Below are 15671 nucleotides of genomic sequence, written 5' to 3'. Positions count from 1 at the left end.
TTTTCACGGTGGATCAAAGTTGATCAGTTGATTAGGATGAAGGTGTCGAACACGGCGAAGGAGGCCTCGATGCTCGCTGCGGAACGCCGTGCGCGGATCCTGAGTCGCGCGCAACAGGACGGAGCGGTCAGCATCACCTCGCTGGTCAGCGACCTCGGCGTCTCGCACGTCACCGTGCGCCGCGACCTCGACTCCCTGGTCGCCGAGCAGGTGCTCGACAAGGTCCGCGGCGGGGCCGTGCTGCGCTCCGAGCCCGAGGCGGGCCCCGACCCGACGTTCACGGGCACCATCGGAGTGGTCGTGCCGACGTCGTACTACTACCGCTACGTCGTCGAGGGGGTCAACGACGTCCTCGCCTCCGGTGGCGAGATGCGCCTCGCGATCTCGGAGTACGACCTCGAGGAGGAGTACCGGCTGATCGACGAGCTCGTCGCCGGCGGCGTCTCCGGACTGCTGTGGGTCCCCACGGTGTCGGAGCGGCAGGCTCCTCCCGGGTTCCTCGACAAGCTCGAGCAGCTGAGCGTCCCGGTCGTGTTCGTCGAGCGCGAGCTCCCGGGCGGGGGGCTGGGAACGGTGTCGTCGGTGCGCACCGCACACGAGCGGGGCGCTCTCTCGGCCGTCCGCCACCTGACGACCCTCGGGCATCGCCGCATCCTCATGGTGAGCCGCGGGAGCTCGCAGAGCTCCGAGTTCGTACGTCTCGGTTGGCGTGATGCGCTCGAACGGCTCGGGGTCGCGGAGGGCAGCGGCATCCTCGGACCGGAGGAGCTGGGCGCGGGCCCTCGCTGGGAACGCGGTGGAGCGGATGTCGTCATGGACGCCGTGCAGAGCACCGGCGCCACGGCCCTGTTCTGCCACGGTGACGAGAACTCGCTCTTCGGCCTCCTGCAGAACGCGCGATCGCGCGGCATCAGCGTGCCGCAGCAGCTGTCGATCATCGCCTACGACGACGATGTCTCCGCCCACGCCGATCCGCCGATCGCCGCCGTCGCACCGGACCGCCGCCGGGTGGGCGCGCTGGCCACTCAGATGCTCCTCGATCTCATCGCAGAGCCAAGCTCCGAGCCGCCGTTGCAGTTGCATGTCGAGCCGCGGCTCGTCCTGCGTGGATCGACGACGGTCGCGCCGTGATGAACCGCGCCGTGCTCTTCTCCGGGGGTGGGGACTACACCGACCCCTGGCATCCGTTCACCGAGACCAGCGCCGTCATCGCGGACGTCCTCCGAGCATCGGGCTTCGCGGTGCTGACCGTCATGGAGGTCGAGGAGACGGGCGAAGTCCTGCAGCGCGACGATCTGCTCGTCGTCAACGCCGGGGGCGGGCAGCAGGCGCATCCCCAGGACGACGCACTCGTCTCCGTGCTGGCGGGGCACCCGGGAGGCACCCTCGCGTTGCACGTCGCCGCGACGCTCTTCCCTTCCTCGACCTCGTGGGAGCACCGTCTGGGCGGGAGATGGGTTCGGGGTCGGACCATGCATCCCGCTCGAGGCGATGTGCGGCTGATCCGTGACGCGGACGTCGTCGATGACGAGTTGCCGGACGTCATCGACACGGTCGACGAGGCGTACTCCTGGCTCCGTGTCAGCACCGCATCCCGCGTCCTGTATCGCCAGGACCACGCCGGCGAGAGGCATCCCGTCGTGTGGACGCACGTCGACTCCGGTGTCCGGGCGGCGTACTGCGCCCTCGGTCATGACGTCGAATCGTACGACTCCCCCGAGGTCAGAGCCCTCGTGGCGTACCTCGCTCGCTGGGCCGTCACCCCGGACGCCCGCAACCCGGGCCGCTCGGGAGCGGCTCAGGCGGGGGCGGTAGCCTGACGGCGAGCCCGCCCCGCCGCTGCGCCCCGAGGAGGACCCGTGTTCCGGTCACCGCTGACCCTGTACCGCACCGTCGCGATCGCCGAGGCGGTGTCGTGGACGCTTCTCATCACCGGGCTGATCCTGCGCGCCACCGTCGGGCTCGATGTCGCGGTGAGCATCGGCGGCGGTATCCACGGGTTCGTCGTGCTCGCCTACGCGGCGACGACGGTGCTCGTGGCGAAGAACCAGCACTGGACGGCGCGCCCCACCATCCTCGCGCTCATCGCCACGGTGGTGCCCTACGCGACCGTGCCGCTCGAGGTGTGGCTGCACCGCAGCGGGCGCCTCGCCGGCCCGTGGCGCACCGCGCCCGCCCCTGCGCCCGGTGACCCCCGCGACCGCACCTGGCACGATCGCGCCTTCCGGGCGGCGATCGCGCATCCGCTGCTCCTCGGCGGCGGCCTCGTCGCCGCGGTCGCGGTGGCGTTCGCGGTGCTGCTCGTGCTCGGCCCGCCCGTACCGAAGGCCTGACGTCCGCAAGACGACGCTTCGACACCGAATCCTCGGAAGCCCCTCGATATACGCCGGGGCTGCGCCGAATTCGGTGTCGAGCGTCCGGCCACTCCCGCGAACCAGGTGGAGCCGTCGAGGGGCGCCCCACCATCCGTCACTTTCGGCTAGTGCGGAGGCCTCGCACTAGCCGAAAGTGACGGATCTGGGTGTTCATGAGAGCACTCTCATGCGCTCGGAGGGCCGCGGGGCCCGCCCGCGGGCGACAATGGAGGCGAGGAGAGGAGGGCACGGATGCGGATCCGCGGCACGGCCCTCCTCGTCGGTGCCGGCGTGCTCGTCGCCGTCGCCGCGGGCACGGGCTTCGCCCTCGCGGCGAACGGGCTCGGCGAGCACGCGGGCACGCCGATCGGCGTGGATGCGGTCACCGTCGACACTCCCGCGACGACTCCTCCCCCGACACCCGCTGTCCCGAGCGCGGGGCCGACGCCGGGCGAGGGCGGCCCCCCGGTCGTCACCGTCCCCGAGCCGAGCCCGGTACCCGCCGACGACCACGGCGGCGATCGCCCGGGCAAGGGCGGCGAGGACGACAGCAGCGGAAGCGGGAGCAGCGGCGGCGGTCACGGGACCGACGACTGAGCGCTTCCGGGCTGGATGAGAGTCCTCTCACATCCACCTTGTCGTCGCCTTAGAGACGGCGACGAGCGTAGGTGATGGCTCACCGCCACTCACCGCCGCCTCCGCGGCAGAGACAGCAGGAGGAATCCATGCCCGCACCCCGCATCCGTCGCGTCGCGATCGTCTCCGGGATCGTCGCGTCCGCCGCACTCCTCGCCGGCGGGGTCGCCGCCGCGAGCGCGGCGAGCACCCCGACCCCGAGCCCCGCGCCGTCGATCGTCGTCGACGACCACGGCGGCGACCGCCCCGGCTCCGACGACTCGACCGCCACGCCCGCCCCGACGCCCACGGTCGACCCGTCGACGCCGCCCACGCCCGTCCCCGGGCCGCCCACGCCCGACCCCAACGCACCCACCCCGCCCGCGCCCGACCCGAACGCGCCGGCACCCGTCCCCGCTCCGCCGATCCCGCCCGTCGCGCCGGCGCCGCCGGTCGCGCCCGCGCCGGCACCCGGGGTCGACGACAACCCGCATCCGGACGACAACCCCGGCGCCGGGCGCCACGGCGGACGTGACGACGACTCCGACGACCGCGGCGGCTCCGGCCACGGTTCGGACGACGGAACCGAAGACCACGGCCACCACGGCGGCGGCTCGGACGACGGCCCCGACCACCGCTGAGTCCAGCTCACCCGACACGACCTGACCCGAGCCGACCACCGAGAGGGAGGGGGCGCCGGCTCACACCAGCCGGTACCCCATCCCTCTCACCGTCTCGATGCGCGCGGCGCCGAGCTTCTGCCGCAGGTAGCCGACGTACACGTCCACGACGTTCGATCCCGGATCGAAGTCGTACCCCCACACCCGGCTGAGCAGCTGCTCCCGGCTCAACAGCTGTCCGGGATGGCGCAGGAACTCCTCCGCCAGCGCGAACTCGCGCGCCGAGAGGTCGACCGTCCGCCCGTCGACGTCGGCCCGCCGGGTGCGCAGGTCGAGGCGGATCCCGCCGCTCTCGAGCACGGTCGCGGCCGTGGCGGCGGCCGACGCGGACGAGGCGTCGGCGAGCCTGAGCCGGATGCGCGCCAGCAGCTCGTCGAACCGGAACGGCTTCGCCATGTAGTCGTTGGCGCCGCCCTCGAGGCTGGCGAGCACGTCCTCCACCGACGACCGCGCGGTGAGGATGATGACCGGCGTCCGCGATCCGCGGGCCCTCAGGAGGCGCATCACCTCGAGGCCGTCGAGGCCGGGCAGCCCGATGTCGAGCACCGCGAGGTCGTAGTCGCGGCTGCTCAGCTGCTCGAGCGCATCCGTCCCGGTCGCCACCACCGTCACCGCGAACCCGGCCGCCGTCAGGCCCTTCTCGACGAACGAGGCGATGCGGGCCTCGTCCTCGGCGATCAGGATCTCGGTCATGCTCGTCCCCTCTCCGACGGCGACTGCACCCGCGGCACTGATGACTTCGCCGGCGGTGAAGACGATGAGGATGCGGGCAGCCGGAGGGAGAACGTCGTCCCCTCGCCGGGCCTCGACTCCACCGACACCTCGCCACCGTGCGCCTGAGCGATGCGCGCGACGATCGCCAACCCGAGCCCCGACCCCGCGGGCCCACGACTCCCGCCCGGCGTCCCGCGCTGGAAGCGCTCGAAGATCCGGTCCTGCGCCTCGATCGGGATCCCCACCCCGTCGTCGTGCACCCAGAACCGGAGCGTGCGCCCCGACTCCTCCCACCGGCTGCCGAGGCGGATGCGGTCGCCCGCCCCGGTCGCCCCGTGATGGGCGGCGTTGGTCGCGAGCTGCAGCATCGCCTGGGTGACGCGGTCGGCGTCGAGGCGCGCCCGGCCGTCGGCGACGGCCTCGAGCTCCCAGTCGCGATCCGCGAGCGCCGACGCCTTCACCTGGATGCCGCGGGTCAGCTCGGAAACGTCGACCTCGGTGATCGTCAGGGCCGTCGAGCGACCGGTGTCGGCGAGGGTGGTGATGTCGGCGACGAGGCCGTTCATCCGGTCGAGCTCGTCGACGGCGAGGTCGCGGGTGGCGACGACGTCGGCGCGGTCGGCCGGATCCATCAGCTCGAGGTGCCCGCGCACGATCGTGAGCGGCGTCTTGAGCTCGTGCCCGACGTCGTCGAGGAGGCGACGCTGCGCGGTGAGGGCGCCGTCGAGGCGGTCGAGCATGCCGTTGACGGTCGCGGTGAGCTGCGAGATGTCGTCCTCTCCCCGCACCGGGATGCGCTCCGACACGTCGGTGGCGCTGATCCGCGTCGCAGCGGCGGTGAGCGAGCGGATGGGGCGCAGCAGCCGCCCGGCGACGAACCACCCCACCACCGCGACGACCAGCAGCGCGGCCGCGGCGATCACCGCGTAGGTGAGGAACGCATCCGTCAACGGTGCGAGCTGCGCCCGGAGGTCGACGACGGCGAGGAAGAGGCCCTGGCGCGAGTCGCCCGCCACCGTGACGGGGACGGCGACGTAGCGCAGCGAGCGACCGTCGGGTGTGGCGTCCGTGCCGCGCACCACCTCGCCCGCCGAGGCCTCGGTCACCGCACGGCGGATCAGCCCGCCCTCACCGTCGAGCCGGAAGTCGACCGTGCCGCCCGGCGAGAGCGCCGCCTGCCCGTCGACTATGCCGAGCGTCGACTCGTTCGACCCCGGACGCACCCGCTGCACGATCGCGCTGAGCACGTCGTCGAGATCGCCGCCCGCCGCCTCGGCGGCCGCGCCCGAGGCATCCGACGCCAGGGCCGCGAGCCGCTCATCGACGCTCGACAGCACCCGATCGCGCTGCACGAGGTACGCGGTGGAGCCGGCCACGACCATCCCGAGCCCGGTCACGACGAGGAGTGTCGCCAGGATGCGCACCCGCACCGAGAGACGCACCGCCATCTGCTCATTATGCGGTGGGTGCTCACACCCCGGCCCGTCCGGCCGATGAGAGTCCTCTCATGCGGCGACGGCGACGGCGACGGCGGGCCGCGGGCCGCAGTGCGGATGCGCGCTGCGAGTTCCTCGGGCACGAGGCGGGTGCGACATCATGGATTGCTGATCGACATCGACCACCGAGGAGGACCCCACCCGTGACATCGACTCGACCCAGCGCCCTTGCCCTCGCCTGGAGCGGCGCGGTGATCGCCGCGGCGATCCTGGCCGGATGCTCGTCCCCCTCCTCCGACCAGAGCGCCGCATCCCCCGCAGGGACGGCCGCGCCCACCCCGACGCCGAGCGCCGCCACTGCAGCACCGAACACCACCGCCGCGGGCGACTACACGGCCTTCTGCAAGGCCAACAGCGCCGCCGCTGCCGCCAAGGCGGGCACGGTGGGCGAGGACATCGAGGCCGTCAACGGACAGCTCGACGCGATCCGCGCGCTCCTCCCCCTCCAGGGCGTGAGCGCCGAGGTGGCCGCGGGAGCCCAGGTCTTCGAGGCCTCGGCCGTGGAGGACCTCAGCATCCTGGCGCAGTTCCCCTCCGACAGCCTCGTGTCGGACGTAGGGCTCGACCCGAGGTTCCTCGAGTCCGACGCGATCCGCAACGCCGCGTCCGACCCCGACTACCGGGCCTTCATCGCCTGGACCATCCAGACCTGCGGCCTCGGCGGCTGACCCCCCGGACGCCTCGACTCGACCGGTGCGTCGGAGATTGGATAAGGTAACCCTTACCTAACCTCTCCGCCCGTCGAAAGGCCGTCCCGTCATGCCCGCGCGTTCTCCCCGTCGTCGCCTCACCCTCGCCGCTGCCGTCCTCGGCGCGGCCATCGCGCTGTCCGGATGCTCGGCGCAGGCGGATGCGGAGCCGGCCTCGACGGGCGCAGCGACCCACGAGGTGGCCCACGCCCGCGGCACCACGGCGGTCCCCGACTCGCCGCAGCGGGTCGTCACGCTCGAGCCGCTCGAGCTCGACACCGCGGTCGCCGCGGGGATCACGCCCGTCGGCGCGGCCGTGGCGAACACCACCACCGGGGTGCCCGGGTACCTCGGCGTGGAGGGCGTCGAACCGGTCGGCACTGTGAGCGAACCCGACCTCGAGGCCATCGCCGCTCTCAAGCCCGACCTCATCCTCGGCACCGAGTCGCGCCACTCCGGGCTCTACGACCAGCTCAGCGCCATCGCCCCGACCGTGTTCATCGCGACCCAGGCCGATCCGTGGCGCGACAACGCCGAGCTGATCGGCGACGCCCTCGGACGCGCCGACGATGTGAAGGCAGCCGTCACCGCCGTCGACACCCGCTGCGACGAGCTCAAGAGCTCGCACGACCTCGCCGGGAAGACGGCGGAGATGATCCGCCCGCGCGACGAGACGACGCTCAGCCTCTACGGGCCGGTGTCGTTCGCCGGCAGCCTCCTCGAGTGCGTCGGCTACACGATCCCCGACCACGACTGGGCCGACGGACTGCAGGCCGACATCTCGCCCGAGAACATCACCTCAGCCGCCGCCGACGCCGTCTTCGTGACCACCTCGAAGGTCGACGACCCCTCCACCATGCCCACCGCGATCACGCAGAACGCCGCCTCCTTCCCCACCGTGACACTGGTCGACTCGAGCACCTGGGTCGCCGGGGTCGGGCCGAAGGGCGCGCAGTCCGTGCTGGATGACATCGAGGACTTCCTGAAGTCGGGTCGATGACCGCGGAGGCGACCGCCCGACGCCCGGGAGCGGATGCCCCGCGACCCGGGGATCCGCGACCCGGGCCCACGCCATCCGGGCCTGAGGGTTCCCGCTCCCGCCCCGCCGGAGCGCGACTCGGCAGGACCGCCGCCGGAGCCCTCGTGCTCACGGCGGTCCTCGCCGTCGCGATCGCGCTCTCCCTCATGATCGGCGCCAACCCGCTGCCGTGGTCGACCGTCTGGGACAGCCTCCGCGGCGCGGGCACCCCCGACTCCGACTACATCGTGCTCGGGTTGCGCCTGCCGCGCACGGTCGCCGGCATCGTCGCGGGAAGCGCGCTCGGCGTGGCCGGCGCCCTCATGCAGTCGTTCTCGCGCAATCCGCTCGCCGACCCCGGCATCCTCGGTGTCAACGCGGGCGCCGCGTTCGCCGTGGCGCTCACGGTCACCCTCGTGGGTGTGCAGTCGCCGCTGCTCCTCGTCTGGCCCGCCTTCCTCGGCGCGCTCGTGGTGACGATCGCCGTCGCCGTCGTGGGGTCGTCGGGGCGCGGCCCGGCAGACCCCCTCCGCCTCACCCTCGCCGGCGTCGCCGTCGGCGCGGTGCTCTCGGGTATCACGTCGGGGATGATGCTGAGCGACCCCGACGCCTTCGACTCGATGCGCGGCTGGAACGCCGGCTCGCTGCTCGGGCGGACCCTCGACGTCGTGCTCCCGGTCGTGCCCTTCATCGTCGTCGGCCTGATCATCGCGTTCGTGCTCGGCCGCGCGCTCAACTCACTCGCGCTCGGCGACGACCTCGCGCGCGCCCAGGGCATCCCTGTCGGAGCAGTCCGCGTGGCGTCGATCGCCGCGGTGACCCTCCTCGCCGGCGCGGCCACGGCGCTCGTGGGGCCGCTCTCGTTCGTCGGACTCATGGTGCCCCACGTGGTGCGCTGGATCGTCGGACCCGACCAGCGCCGCATCCTCCCCCTCAGCGCCCTCGCCGCGCCCGTCGTGGTGCTGCTGTCGGATGTGCTGGGTCGCGTCATCATCGCCCCGGCGGAGGTGCCCGCCGGGATCGTCACCGCGTTCGTGGGCGCGCCCGTGCTGATCGTGCTGGCCCGGCGGCGGAGAGCGAGTGCCCTGTGACGGACCTCGACGTCGGATACCGGAGGGTGCAGCTGCGGATGGGCCCGGTCCGCATCCCGCTGCGCACCCGCAGCGTGGTGGTGGGCGCGGCCACCCTGGCCGCGGTGGTCTTCCTCGCCGTGCTCTCGCTGGGGTGGGGCACGTACACGGTGGCGCCCGACGCGGTGATCCGGGCGCTGGTCGGATCGGGCGACGCGATGGACACCACGGTCGTCGTGGGCTGGCGCCTCCCCCGCACCCTCGCCGCGGTCTCGATCGGGGCGCTCCTCGCCATCGCGGGTGCGCTCTTCCAGACGGTGACACGCAATCCGCTCGCGAGCCCGGACATCCTCGGCCTGTCCAACGGAGCCTTCACCGGGATGCTCGTCACCCTCGTGCTCGTCTCGGCCTCCTGGCCAGCCCGGGCCGTGGGCGCCCTCGTCGGCTGCCTGGCCGCATCCGCCGTGATCTGGTTGCTCTCCTCCCGCGGCGGGGTGCAGGGGTTCAGGCTGATCGTCGTCGGGATCGGCGTCTCGGCGATGCTCGCCTCGCTCAACACCTGGATGCTGCTGCAGATCGAGCTGGACACCGCGATGTTCGCGTCCAGCTGGGGGCAGGGCTCGCTCAACGGCGTGACGGGGGGATGCGCTCGCCGGCGTGCTCGCGTGCGCCGCGCCGTTCGCCATGGCGGCGTTCGCGCTCGTCCCGGCACTGCGGCAGATCGAGCTGGGCGACGACATGGCCGCGGCGAGCGGTGTGCGGCCCTCGCTCGTGCGCGCGCTGGCGCTCCTCGTCGGAGTCGTGCTCGTCGCCGCGACCACCGCGATCGCGGGGCCGGTGGCGTTCGTCGCGCTGGCGGCGCCGCAGATCGCGCGACGCCTCGCCGGGTCGCCGACGCTGTCGCTCGCACTCTCCGCCGTGGTGGGCGCGCTGCTGCTGCTCGCGTCCGATCTGGTGGCGCAGCACCTGCTGCCCGTCCCCCTGCCCGTCGGCGTCGTCACCGTGTCGGTGGGCGGGCTGTACCTCGTCGTCATGATCGTCTCGGAGATCCGCCATCGTGTCTGAAGCATCCGCATCCGCCGGCCCCGGCCCGTCCGGCTCGGGCTCCGCGTCCCGCCTCGTCGCCGAGGGCGTCACCCTCGGCTACGGCGACGCGCCGGTCGTCTCCGAACTCTCCGTCGCGGTACCACCCGGCTCGTTCACCGTGATCATCGGCCCCAACGCGTGCGGCAAGTCCACCCTCCTGCGAGCGCTGTCACGGCTGCTCGCCCCGACGTCCGGACGGGTCGTGCTCGACGGACGAACCATCTCCGCCCACCCCGCCAAGGAGGTGGCCCGCCGGCTGGGCCTCCTGCCGCAGTCGGCCCTCGCCCCCGACGGGATCACCGTCGCCGACCTCGTCGCCCGCGGACGCTATCCGCACCAGTCGCTGCTGCGCCAGTGGTCGAACGCCGACGAGGTCGCCGTGCGCGAGGCGCTCGAGGCGACCGGGACCACCGAGCTGTCCGCGCGCCCCGTCGACGCCCTCTCGGGCGGGCAGCGCCAGCGGGTGTGGGTGGCGATGGTGCTCGCGCAGCAGACCGACCTCCTGCTGCTCGACGAGCCGACCACCTACCTCGACATCGCCCACCAGGTCGAGCTCATGGAGCTGTTCGCCGACCTCAACGCGCGGGGCCGCACGATCGTCGCGGTGCTGCACGACCTCAACCACGCCGCGCGGTACGCCGACCACATCGTCGCGATGCGCGACGGCCGCATCGTCGCCCAGGGCTCGCCGCGCGAGGTGATCACGACCGAGCGCGTCGAGGAGGTCTACGGACTGCCGAACGTCGTCATCGACGACCCCGTCACCGGCGGGCCGCTGGTGGTGCCCGTGCGCGGCGGGGCTCGTGTGGTCGGGGCGGGCGCATGACCGCGGGCACGAGCGCCGTCGCGGCGCGGCCGTGGGAGTACAGCGCGTTTCCCGTGAGGGTGGGCGCGCGGCGGATGCTCTCCCCGCAGTTCCTGCGGCTCACCCTGGCGGGCGACTCGCTCGAGCACTTCGCGCCGTGGGGAGTGGATCAGCGCATCAAGATCGTGCTGCCGATGCCGGGCGGCGGCCTCGGCGATTTCGGTCTCCTCGACGAGCCGACACCGCATCCGTCGCACTGGTACACCCGCTGGAAGAACCTGCCCGCGGGCGGGCGCAACGTGCTCCGCACCTACACGCCCGCCGCCATCCGCCCCGACGCCCGCGAGATCGACGTCGATGTGTATCTGCACTCCCCCGAGGGCCCCGCCTCGATGTGGGCGCGTGCGGCGCGGGAGGGTGACGAGCTGGTGATCACGGGTCCGGATGCGCGCCACGGCTGGACGGGCTACGGCATCCATTGGACTCCGCCCGCCGCCGGCCCCGTCCTCCTCGTGGGCGACGAGACGGCGCTGCCCGCCGTGCGCAACATCCTCGCCTCGCTGCCGCCGGAGGCCGCAGGGGTGGCGATCGTGGAGATCGGAGACCCGGCGGACGACGCTGCCCTCGCCGACCCGGGCCGCCGGGTTCCGGATGGGGTCGAGGTGCGGATCGTGCGCCGCGGCGAGACGGAGTCCGCGGTGCGGGCGCACGCCTCGGCGGATCTCGGTGCCGCGTGGCTGGCGGGCGAGTCGGGCGTGGTGACGGCGTGCCGCCGCCTGCTGGTCCGCGAGGCCGGCCTCCCCCGCGAGTGCCTCTCCTTCCTGGGCTACTGGCGCGAGGGCGGCCCCTTGGTCGGCTGAGGCCGCGGCTGAGGCTGCGGCTGAGGCTGCGGCTGCGGCTGCGCCGAGGCTCGTCAGCCGCCAGCGACGGACCGCGTCGCTTCGACACCGGATCCGGCAGAGTCCCTCGATATACGCGGGGGCTGTGCCGAATCCGGTGTCGAAGCGACGGTGCTCGACGGGGTCAGCCGGCGACGACCAGGATCTGACCCGCCTGGAGGGTCGGGATCTCCGTGTGGCGGAGGTCGTGCTCGTCGAGGAGGGTGCCGTCGGCGGCGTAGATCCGCAGCACCTGGTCGGCGCCGTCGCCCGGCTTCACCTTCACGCGCTCGGCGTCGGATCCGGAGTTGTAGTACAGCGCCGTCGACCCGTCACCCGACGCAGAGACGCTCACCACCTCCGGTCGGACGAGGAACCCGTCGAGCTGCAGGTCGGCCTCCTGCACGCACAGCCCGAGCTCGGCCGAGTTCCACGTGAGCGTGCCGTCGAGGCGCTGCGGCAGCAGCGCGCCGCTCGCCTCGGTGACGCCCTTCGGCCCCACCGATCCGACGAGGGTGCCGAGGTCGCGGTTTCGCGCGGTCCAGGTGGAGACCGGCGCGGGCGCCGTCCCGTCCTCGACCTGCCACGAGACCGGCTCGACGATGCGGTCCTGGTGATCGTCGCCCCGGCCGATCGAGGCCGTGGCGCAGGTGCCGGCGACGATCTGCGCGTACCCGCCGTTCCAGCTCGACTCGCCCGTCCAGGTCGACTCGGGCGTCACGACGCTCACGCCGTCGCCGGAGACGACGTCCTCGGCCTGCACGAACGAGATGCCCGCGCGGTCGCCCGCGGTGGTCACCGAGGTGGCGCGAGCGGCGACCGAGGGATGCGCGTCCAGCGCGAGCGCCGAGAGGAGCCCGTGGATGGTCGACTCCGCACCCGAGTTGCGGTTGATGCTGCCGTCGGGCTGGATGCCGTCGTAGGTCACGCCGGTGGCCGGGTCGTACATCGGCTCCCCCGCGGGGTTGAACCCGAAGAACCAAGCGCCCTGCAGCCCGGCGAGGTCGGTGTAGAGCGACGAGCCCGTCGCGTCCGCCAGCGCCAGCGAGGCCTGCAGCCGCGAGTCGGCCCCGTACGCGATCTGCACCCGCTCGGTGGGCGACGGGTACCAGCCGTTGTCCGGTCCGCCCGAGGCGAGGAGCAGCGAGGCGAAGCCACCGCCCTCGACCACGACCGGCTCGGCGAGCGAGTCGTCGCCCAGCGCCTCCGACGAGCGCACGAGAGCCGTCGGCATCTGCGACGACCAGGCGTGCCACATCGAACGCGACTGCGTCCACGGCAGCGCGGCGCCGTAGGGCCACTGGGTCGTGTCGCCGTCGGAGGTGGTGCGGGCCATCGCCTCGACACCCTCGGCGAGCTTGCGGGTCGAGTCGCGCACGCCCGCGTCGTCGACACCGGTCTCGAGGTAGGCGGAGAGTCCGAGCAGCGCCTCGGCCGTCGCATCCGCCCCGTCGGCGATGAGCCACGCCGGCACGCTCACGCCGTCGGCGACGAGGGTCGAGCCGTACTGCGACAGCACCTCCCGGTCGACCGCGCCGATCGCGAGCTGCAACCGCTCCTGCAGGAACGAGGCGAACTCGGGATCGCTGTCGCGGAACGCCGCGTAGCCCTCGCCGTAGGCCCAGATCGTGCGCGCCAGCCAGTAGCTGTCGCCCGAGTCGCTCGGGTCGGGCAGCTCGACGGGCTCGGCGCTCGGGTTGAGCTCGCCGCCGGGCTGCATCCAGAGGATCACGTTGCCCGCATCCGGCCCCGAGTCGGTCTGGAAGTAGGCCAGACCGCGCAGCACCTCGTAGGCGTGCTCGCGGGCGGCATCCGACCCGGTCTGCTGCCAGTCGCGCAGGTAGACCACCGCGGCACGAGCCACGTCGTCGGAGTTGAAGGCGCCCTGGGCGTAGTCGCCCGTGGCGGGGTCGAGGGGGCCGCCGCCGACCCGTTCGAAGGCGCCGCCGTCTCGCGCATCCGCGTAGGTCCACGGCACGGTGACGGTCGGATGCTCGGCGAGCTCGTACGTCGTGTGTCCCGGCACCTCGGCGAGGGTGGGCGTGTCGAGCAGGAAGTCGAGGTGGGCGGTGTTGGCGAGGGGCGCGGGGCTGGAGCCCGCAGGCGAGGCGAGCGCGACCCCTCCCCCGGCTCCGAGGGCGAGGCCTCCCGCGACGAGCGCGGTGGCGGTGGCCGCGGCGATCCCGCGGCGGACGGTGCTCGTCATCGAGCACTCCCTTCGTTCAGCGGGCTTTGTCCACCTTTCCGTCGCTAATCACGCGAAAGACGACGGAAAGGTGGACAAACCCCGGATGGGGTTACGTGTGGAGGAGGCGGGCGGCGCCGATCTTCGAGTCGGCCATGCCGTAGAAGACGTAGTGCGTGCCCGCGATCTCCTCGATCGCGGTGGGGAAGACCACGTTCGGCACGATGCCGCTGCGCTCCTCCTCGGTCTCCGCCGAGAGCAGCGGCTCGGAGGTGCGGGCGATCACGCGCGACGGGTCGTCGGCGTCGAGCAGGATGGCGCCGGCCGCGTAGTTCACGTTCTGCTGCTGCGAGAACGCGCTGTCGATGGTCCCGGTCACCCCGTGGTGGAGCAGCAGCCAACCCTCCGGCACCCGCAGGGGCGCCGGACCGCCGCCGATCTTCACGGCCTCGAACGGGAACTCCGGGCCGGCGAGGAACCGGTGCCGCGTCCAGCGCGTGAGGTTCGAGATGTCGCGCTCCACCTCGGAGACCGGCACGTAGCTGATCCAGATGCTCTGCCGCTCGTCGGGCTGGCCTACGGGGAGGCGCACGCCCTCACCGGGCTTGGTCTCGCCGAGGTCCCACATGGGCCGGTGGAGCACCGCGTACGAGCGGGTCCCGTCGGGGGCGGAGACGGGCTCCGGGAAGAACACCGTGTCCTTGTTGTGGAACAGGTTGAGGTCCATGTCGAGCGCGTCGTCGTAGGCGAACGACACGGGCCCCAACCGCTCCCACGAGCGCAGGTCGCGCGAGATCGCCACGGCGGTGCGCGGCCCGAGCGGCCCGTAGGCGACGTAGGTCATCACGTGCAGCCCGAGATCCGGGATGAAGGTGACCCGCGGATCCTCGACGCCCGCGTTGTGCGCGCCCCGCTCCCATCCGCGATCGGGCGCCAGCACGACGCCTTCGCGTGACACCCCGACGGGCACGCCGTCGTCGGACACGATGACGCGGGCGAGTCCCACCCGCGACACGTTCCCGGCCGCGACAAGCCGCGGCAGGAGGTACAGCTCGCCATCCGGGCCGCGGCCGGAGGCGGGGTTCAGCACGCCCTCGGCCTCCAGCTCGTCGCCGGGCACGGGCTCCATCACGACTCCGACACGCTCGAGGCGGTAGGGGACGGTGGTGGTCTCGGTGGGCATGGTCATCCTTTCACTCCGGATCCGAGGTCGGTCGAGACGAAGTAGCGCTGGAACACGATGAACAGCACCACGACGGGGGCGGCGAGCACGACGGCTCCCGCGAGGATCGCGCCGAACGGGTTGTCGGTCGACGCGGCGACGTTGGAGATGTAGTTGGCGAGCGACACCGCGAGCGGCTGCTTCGCCGCATCCTTCGTGATGAGGAACGGCCAGAGGAACTCGTTCCACGGGCCGATGAAGGTCAGCAGCACACCCGTCACGAGGGCGGGACGCACGAGCGGCAGCCCGACGCTCCACAGCAGGCGGAACTCGCCCGCGCCGTCGATCCTGGCGGCTTCGAACAGCTCCTTCGGCAGCTGAAGGAAGTACTGCCGGAAGATGACCGTCGCCGTCGAGTTGATGAGGAACGGCAGGATCATCCCCAGGTAGTTGTCGCTGAGGCCGTAGTCGCGCGCGATGAGCACGTAGAGCGGGATCTGCAGCAGCTGGAACGGGATCACCTGCACCAGCACCGCGAGCGCGAAGGTCGCCTTCTGCCCGCGCCACTCCAGCATCGCCATCGCGTAGCCGGCGAGCACCCCGAACACGATCGTGCCGAGCAGCACCCCGCCGGTGAAGATGCCCGAGTTGATGAGGCTCGTCCACAGGTCGATGCGGTCGTTGACGTTCGTGTAGTTCTCGAGCGTCATGTTCGACGGGTTCGGGATGGCGCCCGCGATGGTGGGGTCCGGATCCGTCTGCAGCGACCCGACGATCATGTAGTAGAAGGGGAACAGGAACACGACGGCGCCGACGCCGAGCACGATCCCGCGCAGGATGATCGCTCCTCGCGACATCCCGTCGGGTGCGCGTCGGCGACGAGGCACGGTGGGGGCGGGCGCGGCCTTCGAGGGCTCCG

At 72.6% G+C, this 15671-nt stretch carries 16 protein-coding genes and 1 pseudogene; 12 read left to right on the top strand and 5 right to left on the bottom strand.

Annotated features, from left to right (window positions below):
* Window positions 1–42 precede the first annotated feature (42 nt).
* The 5 genes from ACFJGV_RS12540 to ACFJGV_RS12520 all read left to right on the top strand — a co-directional run bounded on the left by ACFJGV_RS12540 (window position 43) and on the right by ACFJGV_RS12520 (window position 3610).
* Complete coding sequence (locus ACFJGV_RS12540; protein WP_378144282.1) at window positions 43–1131, top strand: substrate-binding domain-containing protein; 1089 nt, start codon at window positions 43–45, stop codon at window positions 1129–1131.
* Complete coding sequence (locus ACFJGV_RS12535) at window positions 1131–1820, top strand: ThuA domain-containing protein (RefSeq protein ID WP_378148724.1); 690 nt, start codon at window positions 1131–1133, stop codon at window positions 1818–1820. Before ACFJGV_RS12540 ends, ACFJGV_RS12535 begins: the two co-directional genes overlap by 1 nt.
* 39 nt (window positions 1821–1859) lie before the next feature.
* Window positions 1860–2333 carry a DUF3817 domain-containing protein gene (locus ACFJGV_RS12530; RefSeq protein WP_378144281.1) on the top strand — a complete coding sequence of 158 codons (474 nt, stop codon included), beginning with the start codon at window positions 1860–1862 and terminating at the stop codon, window positions 2331–2333.
* Between the two features lie 273 nt (window positions 2334–2606).
* Window positions 2607–2951 carry a hypothetical protein gene (locus ACFJGV_RS12525; protein ID WP_378144280.1) on the top strand — a complete coding sequence of 115 codons (345 nt, stop codon included), beginning with the start codon at window positions 2607–2609 and terminating at the stop codon, window positions 2949–2951.
* Window positions 2952–3079: 128 nt separating this feature from the next.
* A complete protein-coding gene (locus ACFJGV_RS12520; RefSeq protein ID WP_378144278.1) occupies window positions 3080–3610 on the top strand; it encodes a hypothetical protein in 531 nt (176 codons plus the stop codon).
* 60 nt (window positions 3611–3670) lie between these two features.
* Here ACFJGV_RS12520 and ACFJGV_RS12515 read toward each other — a convergent pair whose 3' ends face one another.
* Together ACFJGV_RS12515 and ACFJGV_RS12510 are read right to left on the bottom strand one after the other, a co-directional pair.
* Window positions 3671–4342 (bottom strand): response regulator transcription factor, encoded by a 672-nt coding sequence (locus ACFJGV_RS12515; protein ID WP_378144277.1) that lies wholly within the window; start codon window positions 4340–4342, stop codon window positions 3671–3673.
* Window positions 4339–5811, bottom strand: a complete 1473-nt coding sequence (locus ACFJGV_RS12510) for an ATP-binding protein (protein WP_378144275.1) — start codon at window positions 5809–5811, stop codon at window positions 4339–4341. Before ACFJGV_RS12510 ends, ACFJGV_RS12515 begins: the two co-directional genes overlap by 4 nt.
* A 191-nt stretch (window positions 5812–6002) precedes the next feature.
* On the opposite strand from ACFJGV_RS12510, the gene ACFJGV_RS12505 reads away from it, so the two are divergent.
* From ACFJGV_RS12505 to ACFJGV_RS12475, 7 genes and pseudogenes are all read left to right on the top strand, one after another.
* Window positions 6003–6527 carry a hypothetical protein gene (locus tag ACFJGV_RS12505; RefSeq protein WP_378144274.1) on the top strand — a complete coding sequence of 175 codons (525 nt, stop codon included), beginning with the start codon at window positions 6003–6005 and terminating at the stop codon, window positions 6525–6527.
* Window positions 6528–6618: 91 nt separating this feature from the next.
* Window positions 6619–7548 carry an ABC transporter substrate-binding protein gene (locus ACFJGV_RS12500; protein ID WP_378144273.1) on the top strand — a complete coding sequence of 310 codons (930 nt, stop codon included), beginning with the start codon at window positions 6619–6621 and terminating at the stop codon, window positions 7546–7548.
* A 143-nt stretch (window positions 7549–7691) separates the two neighbouring features.
* Window positions 7692–8657: a FecCD family ABC transporter permease gene (locus ACFJGV_RS12495; RefSeq protein ID WP_378144271.1), complete on the top strand. Its 966-nt coding sequence runs from the start codon at window positions 7692–7694 to the stop codon at window positions 8655–8657.
* Window positions 8658–8695: 38 nt separating this feature from the next.
* Window positions 8696–9214 (top strand): annotated as a pseudogene (locus ACFJGV_RS12490) (FecCD family ABC transporter permease); the annotation flags it as partial.
* 79 nt (window positions 9215–9293) lie between these two features.
* Entirely contained in the window at window positions 9294–9701 is a 408-nt protein-coding gene (locus ACFJGV_RS12485; protein ID WP_378144270.1) for an iron chelate uptake ABC transporter family permease subunit, read from the top strand.
* Window positions 9694–10548: an ABC transporter ATP-binding protein gene (locus ACFJGV_RS12480; RefSeq protein ID WP_378144268.1), complete on the top strand. Its 855-nt coding sequence runs from the start codon at window positions 9694–9696 to the stop codon at window positions 10546–10548. The genes ACFJGV_RS12485 and ACFJGV_RS12480 overlap by 8 nt, the downstream gene beginning before the upstream one ends.
* Entirely contained in the window at window positions 10545–11387 is an 843-nt protein-coding gene (locus tag ACFJGV_RS12475) for a siderophore-interacting protein (protein ID WP_378144267.1), read from the top strand. Before ACFJGV_RS12480 ends, ACFJGV_RS12475 begins: the two co-directional genes overlap by 4 nt.
* 163 nt (window positions 11388–11550) lie before the next feature.
* Here the strand turns inward: ACFJGV_RS12475 and ACFJGV_RS12470 are convergent, their stop codons facing one another.
* From ACFJGV_RS12470 to ACFJGV_RS12460, 3 genes are all read right to left on the bottom strand, one after another.
* A complete protein-coding gene (locus tag ACFJGV_RS12470) occupies window positions 11551–13611 on the bottom strand; it encodes a hypothetical protein (RefSeq protein WP_378144266.1) in 2061 nt (686 codons plus the stop codon).
* Window positions 13612–13702: 91 nt separating this feature from the next.
* A complete protein-coding gene (locus tag ACFJGV_RS12465; protein WP_378144264.1) occupies window positions 13703–14779 on the bottom strand; it encodes a glycosidase in 1077 nt (358 codons plus the stop codon).
* Complete coding sequence (locus ACFJGV_RS12460) at window positions 14776–15609, bottom strand: carbohydrate ABC transporter permease (RefSeq protein ID WP_378148722.1); 834 nt, start codon at window positions 15607–15609, stop codon at window positions 14776–14778. The genes ACFJGV_RS12465 and ACFJGV_RS12460 overlap by 4 nt, the downstream gene beginning before the upstream one ends.
* Window positions 15610–15671: the final 62 nt, after the last annotated feature.

The organism is Cnuibacter sp. UC19_7 (assembly GCF_042699995.1).
GTDB lineage: Bacteria > Actinomycetota > Actinomycetes > Actinomycetales > Microbacteriaceae > Cnuibacter.
Note: the sequence above shows the minus strand (reverse complement) of the source record. Positions and strands in the feature narration are given on the sequence as shown.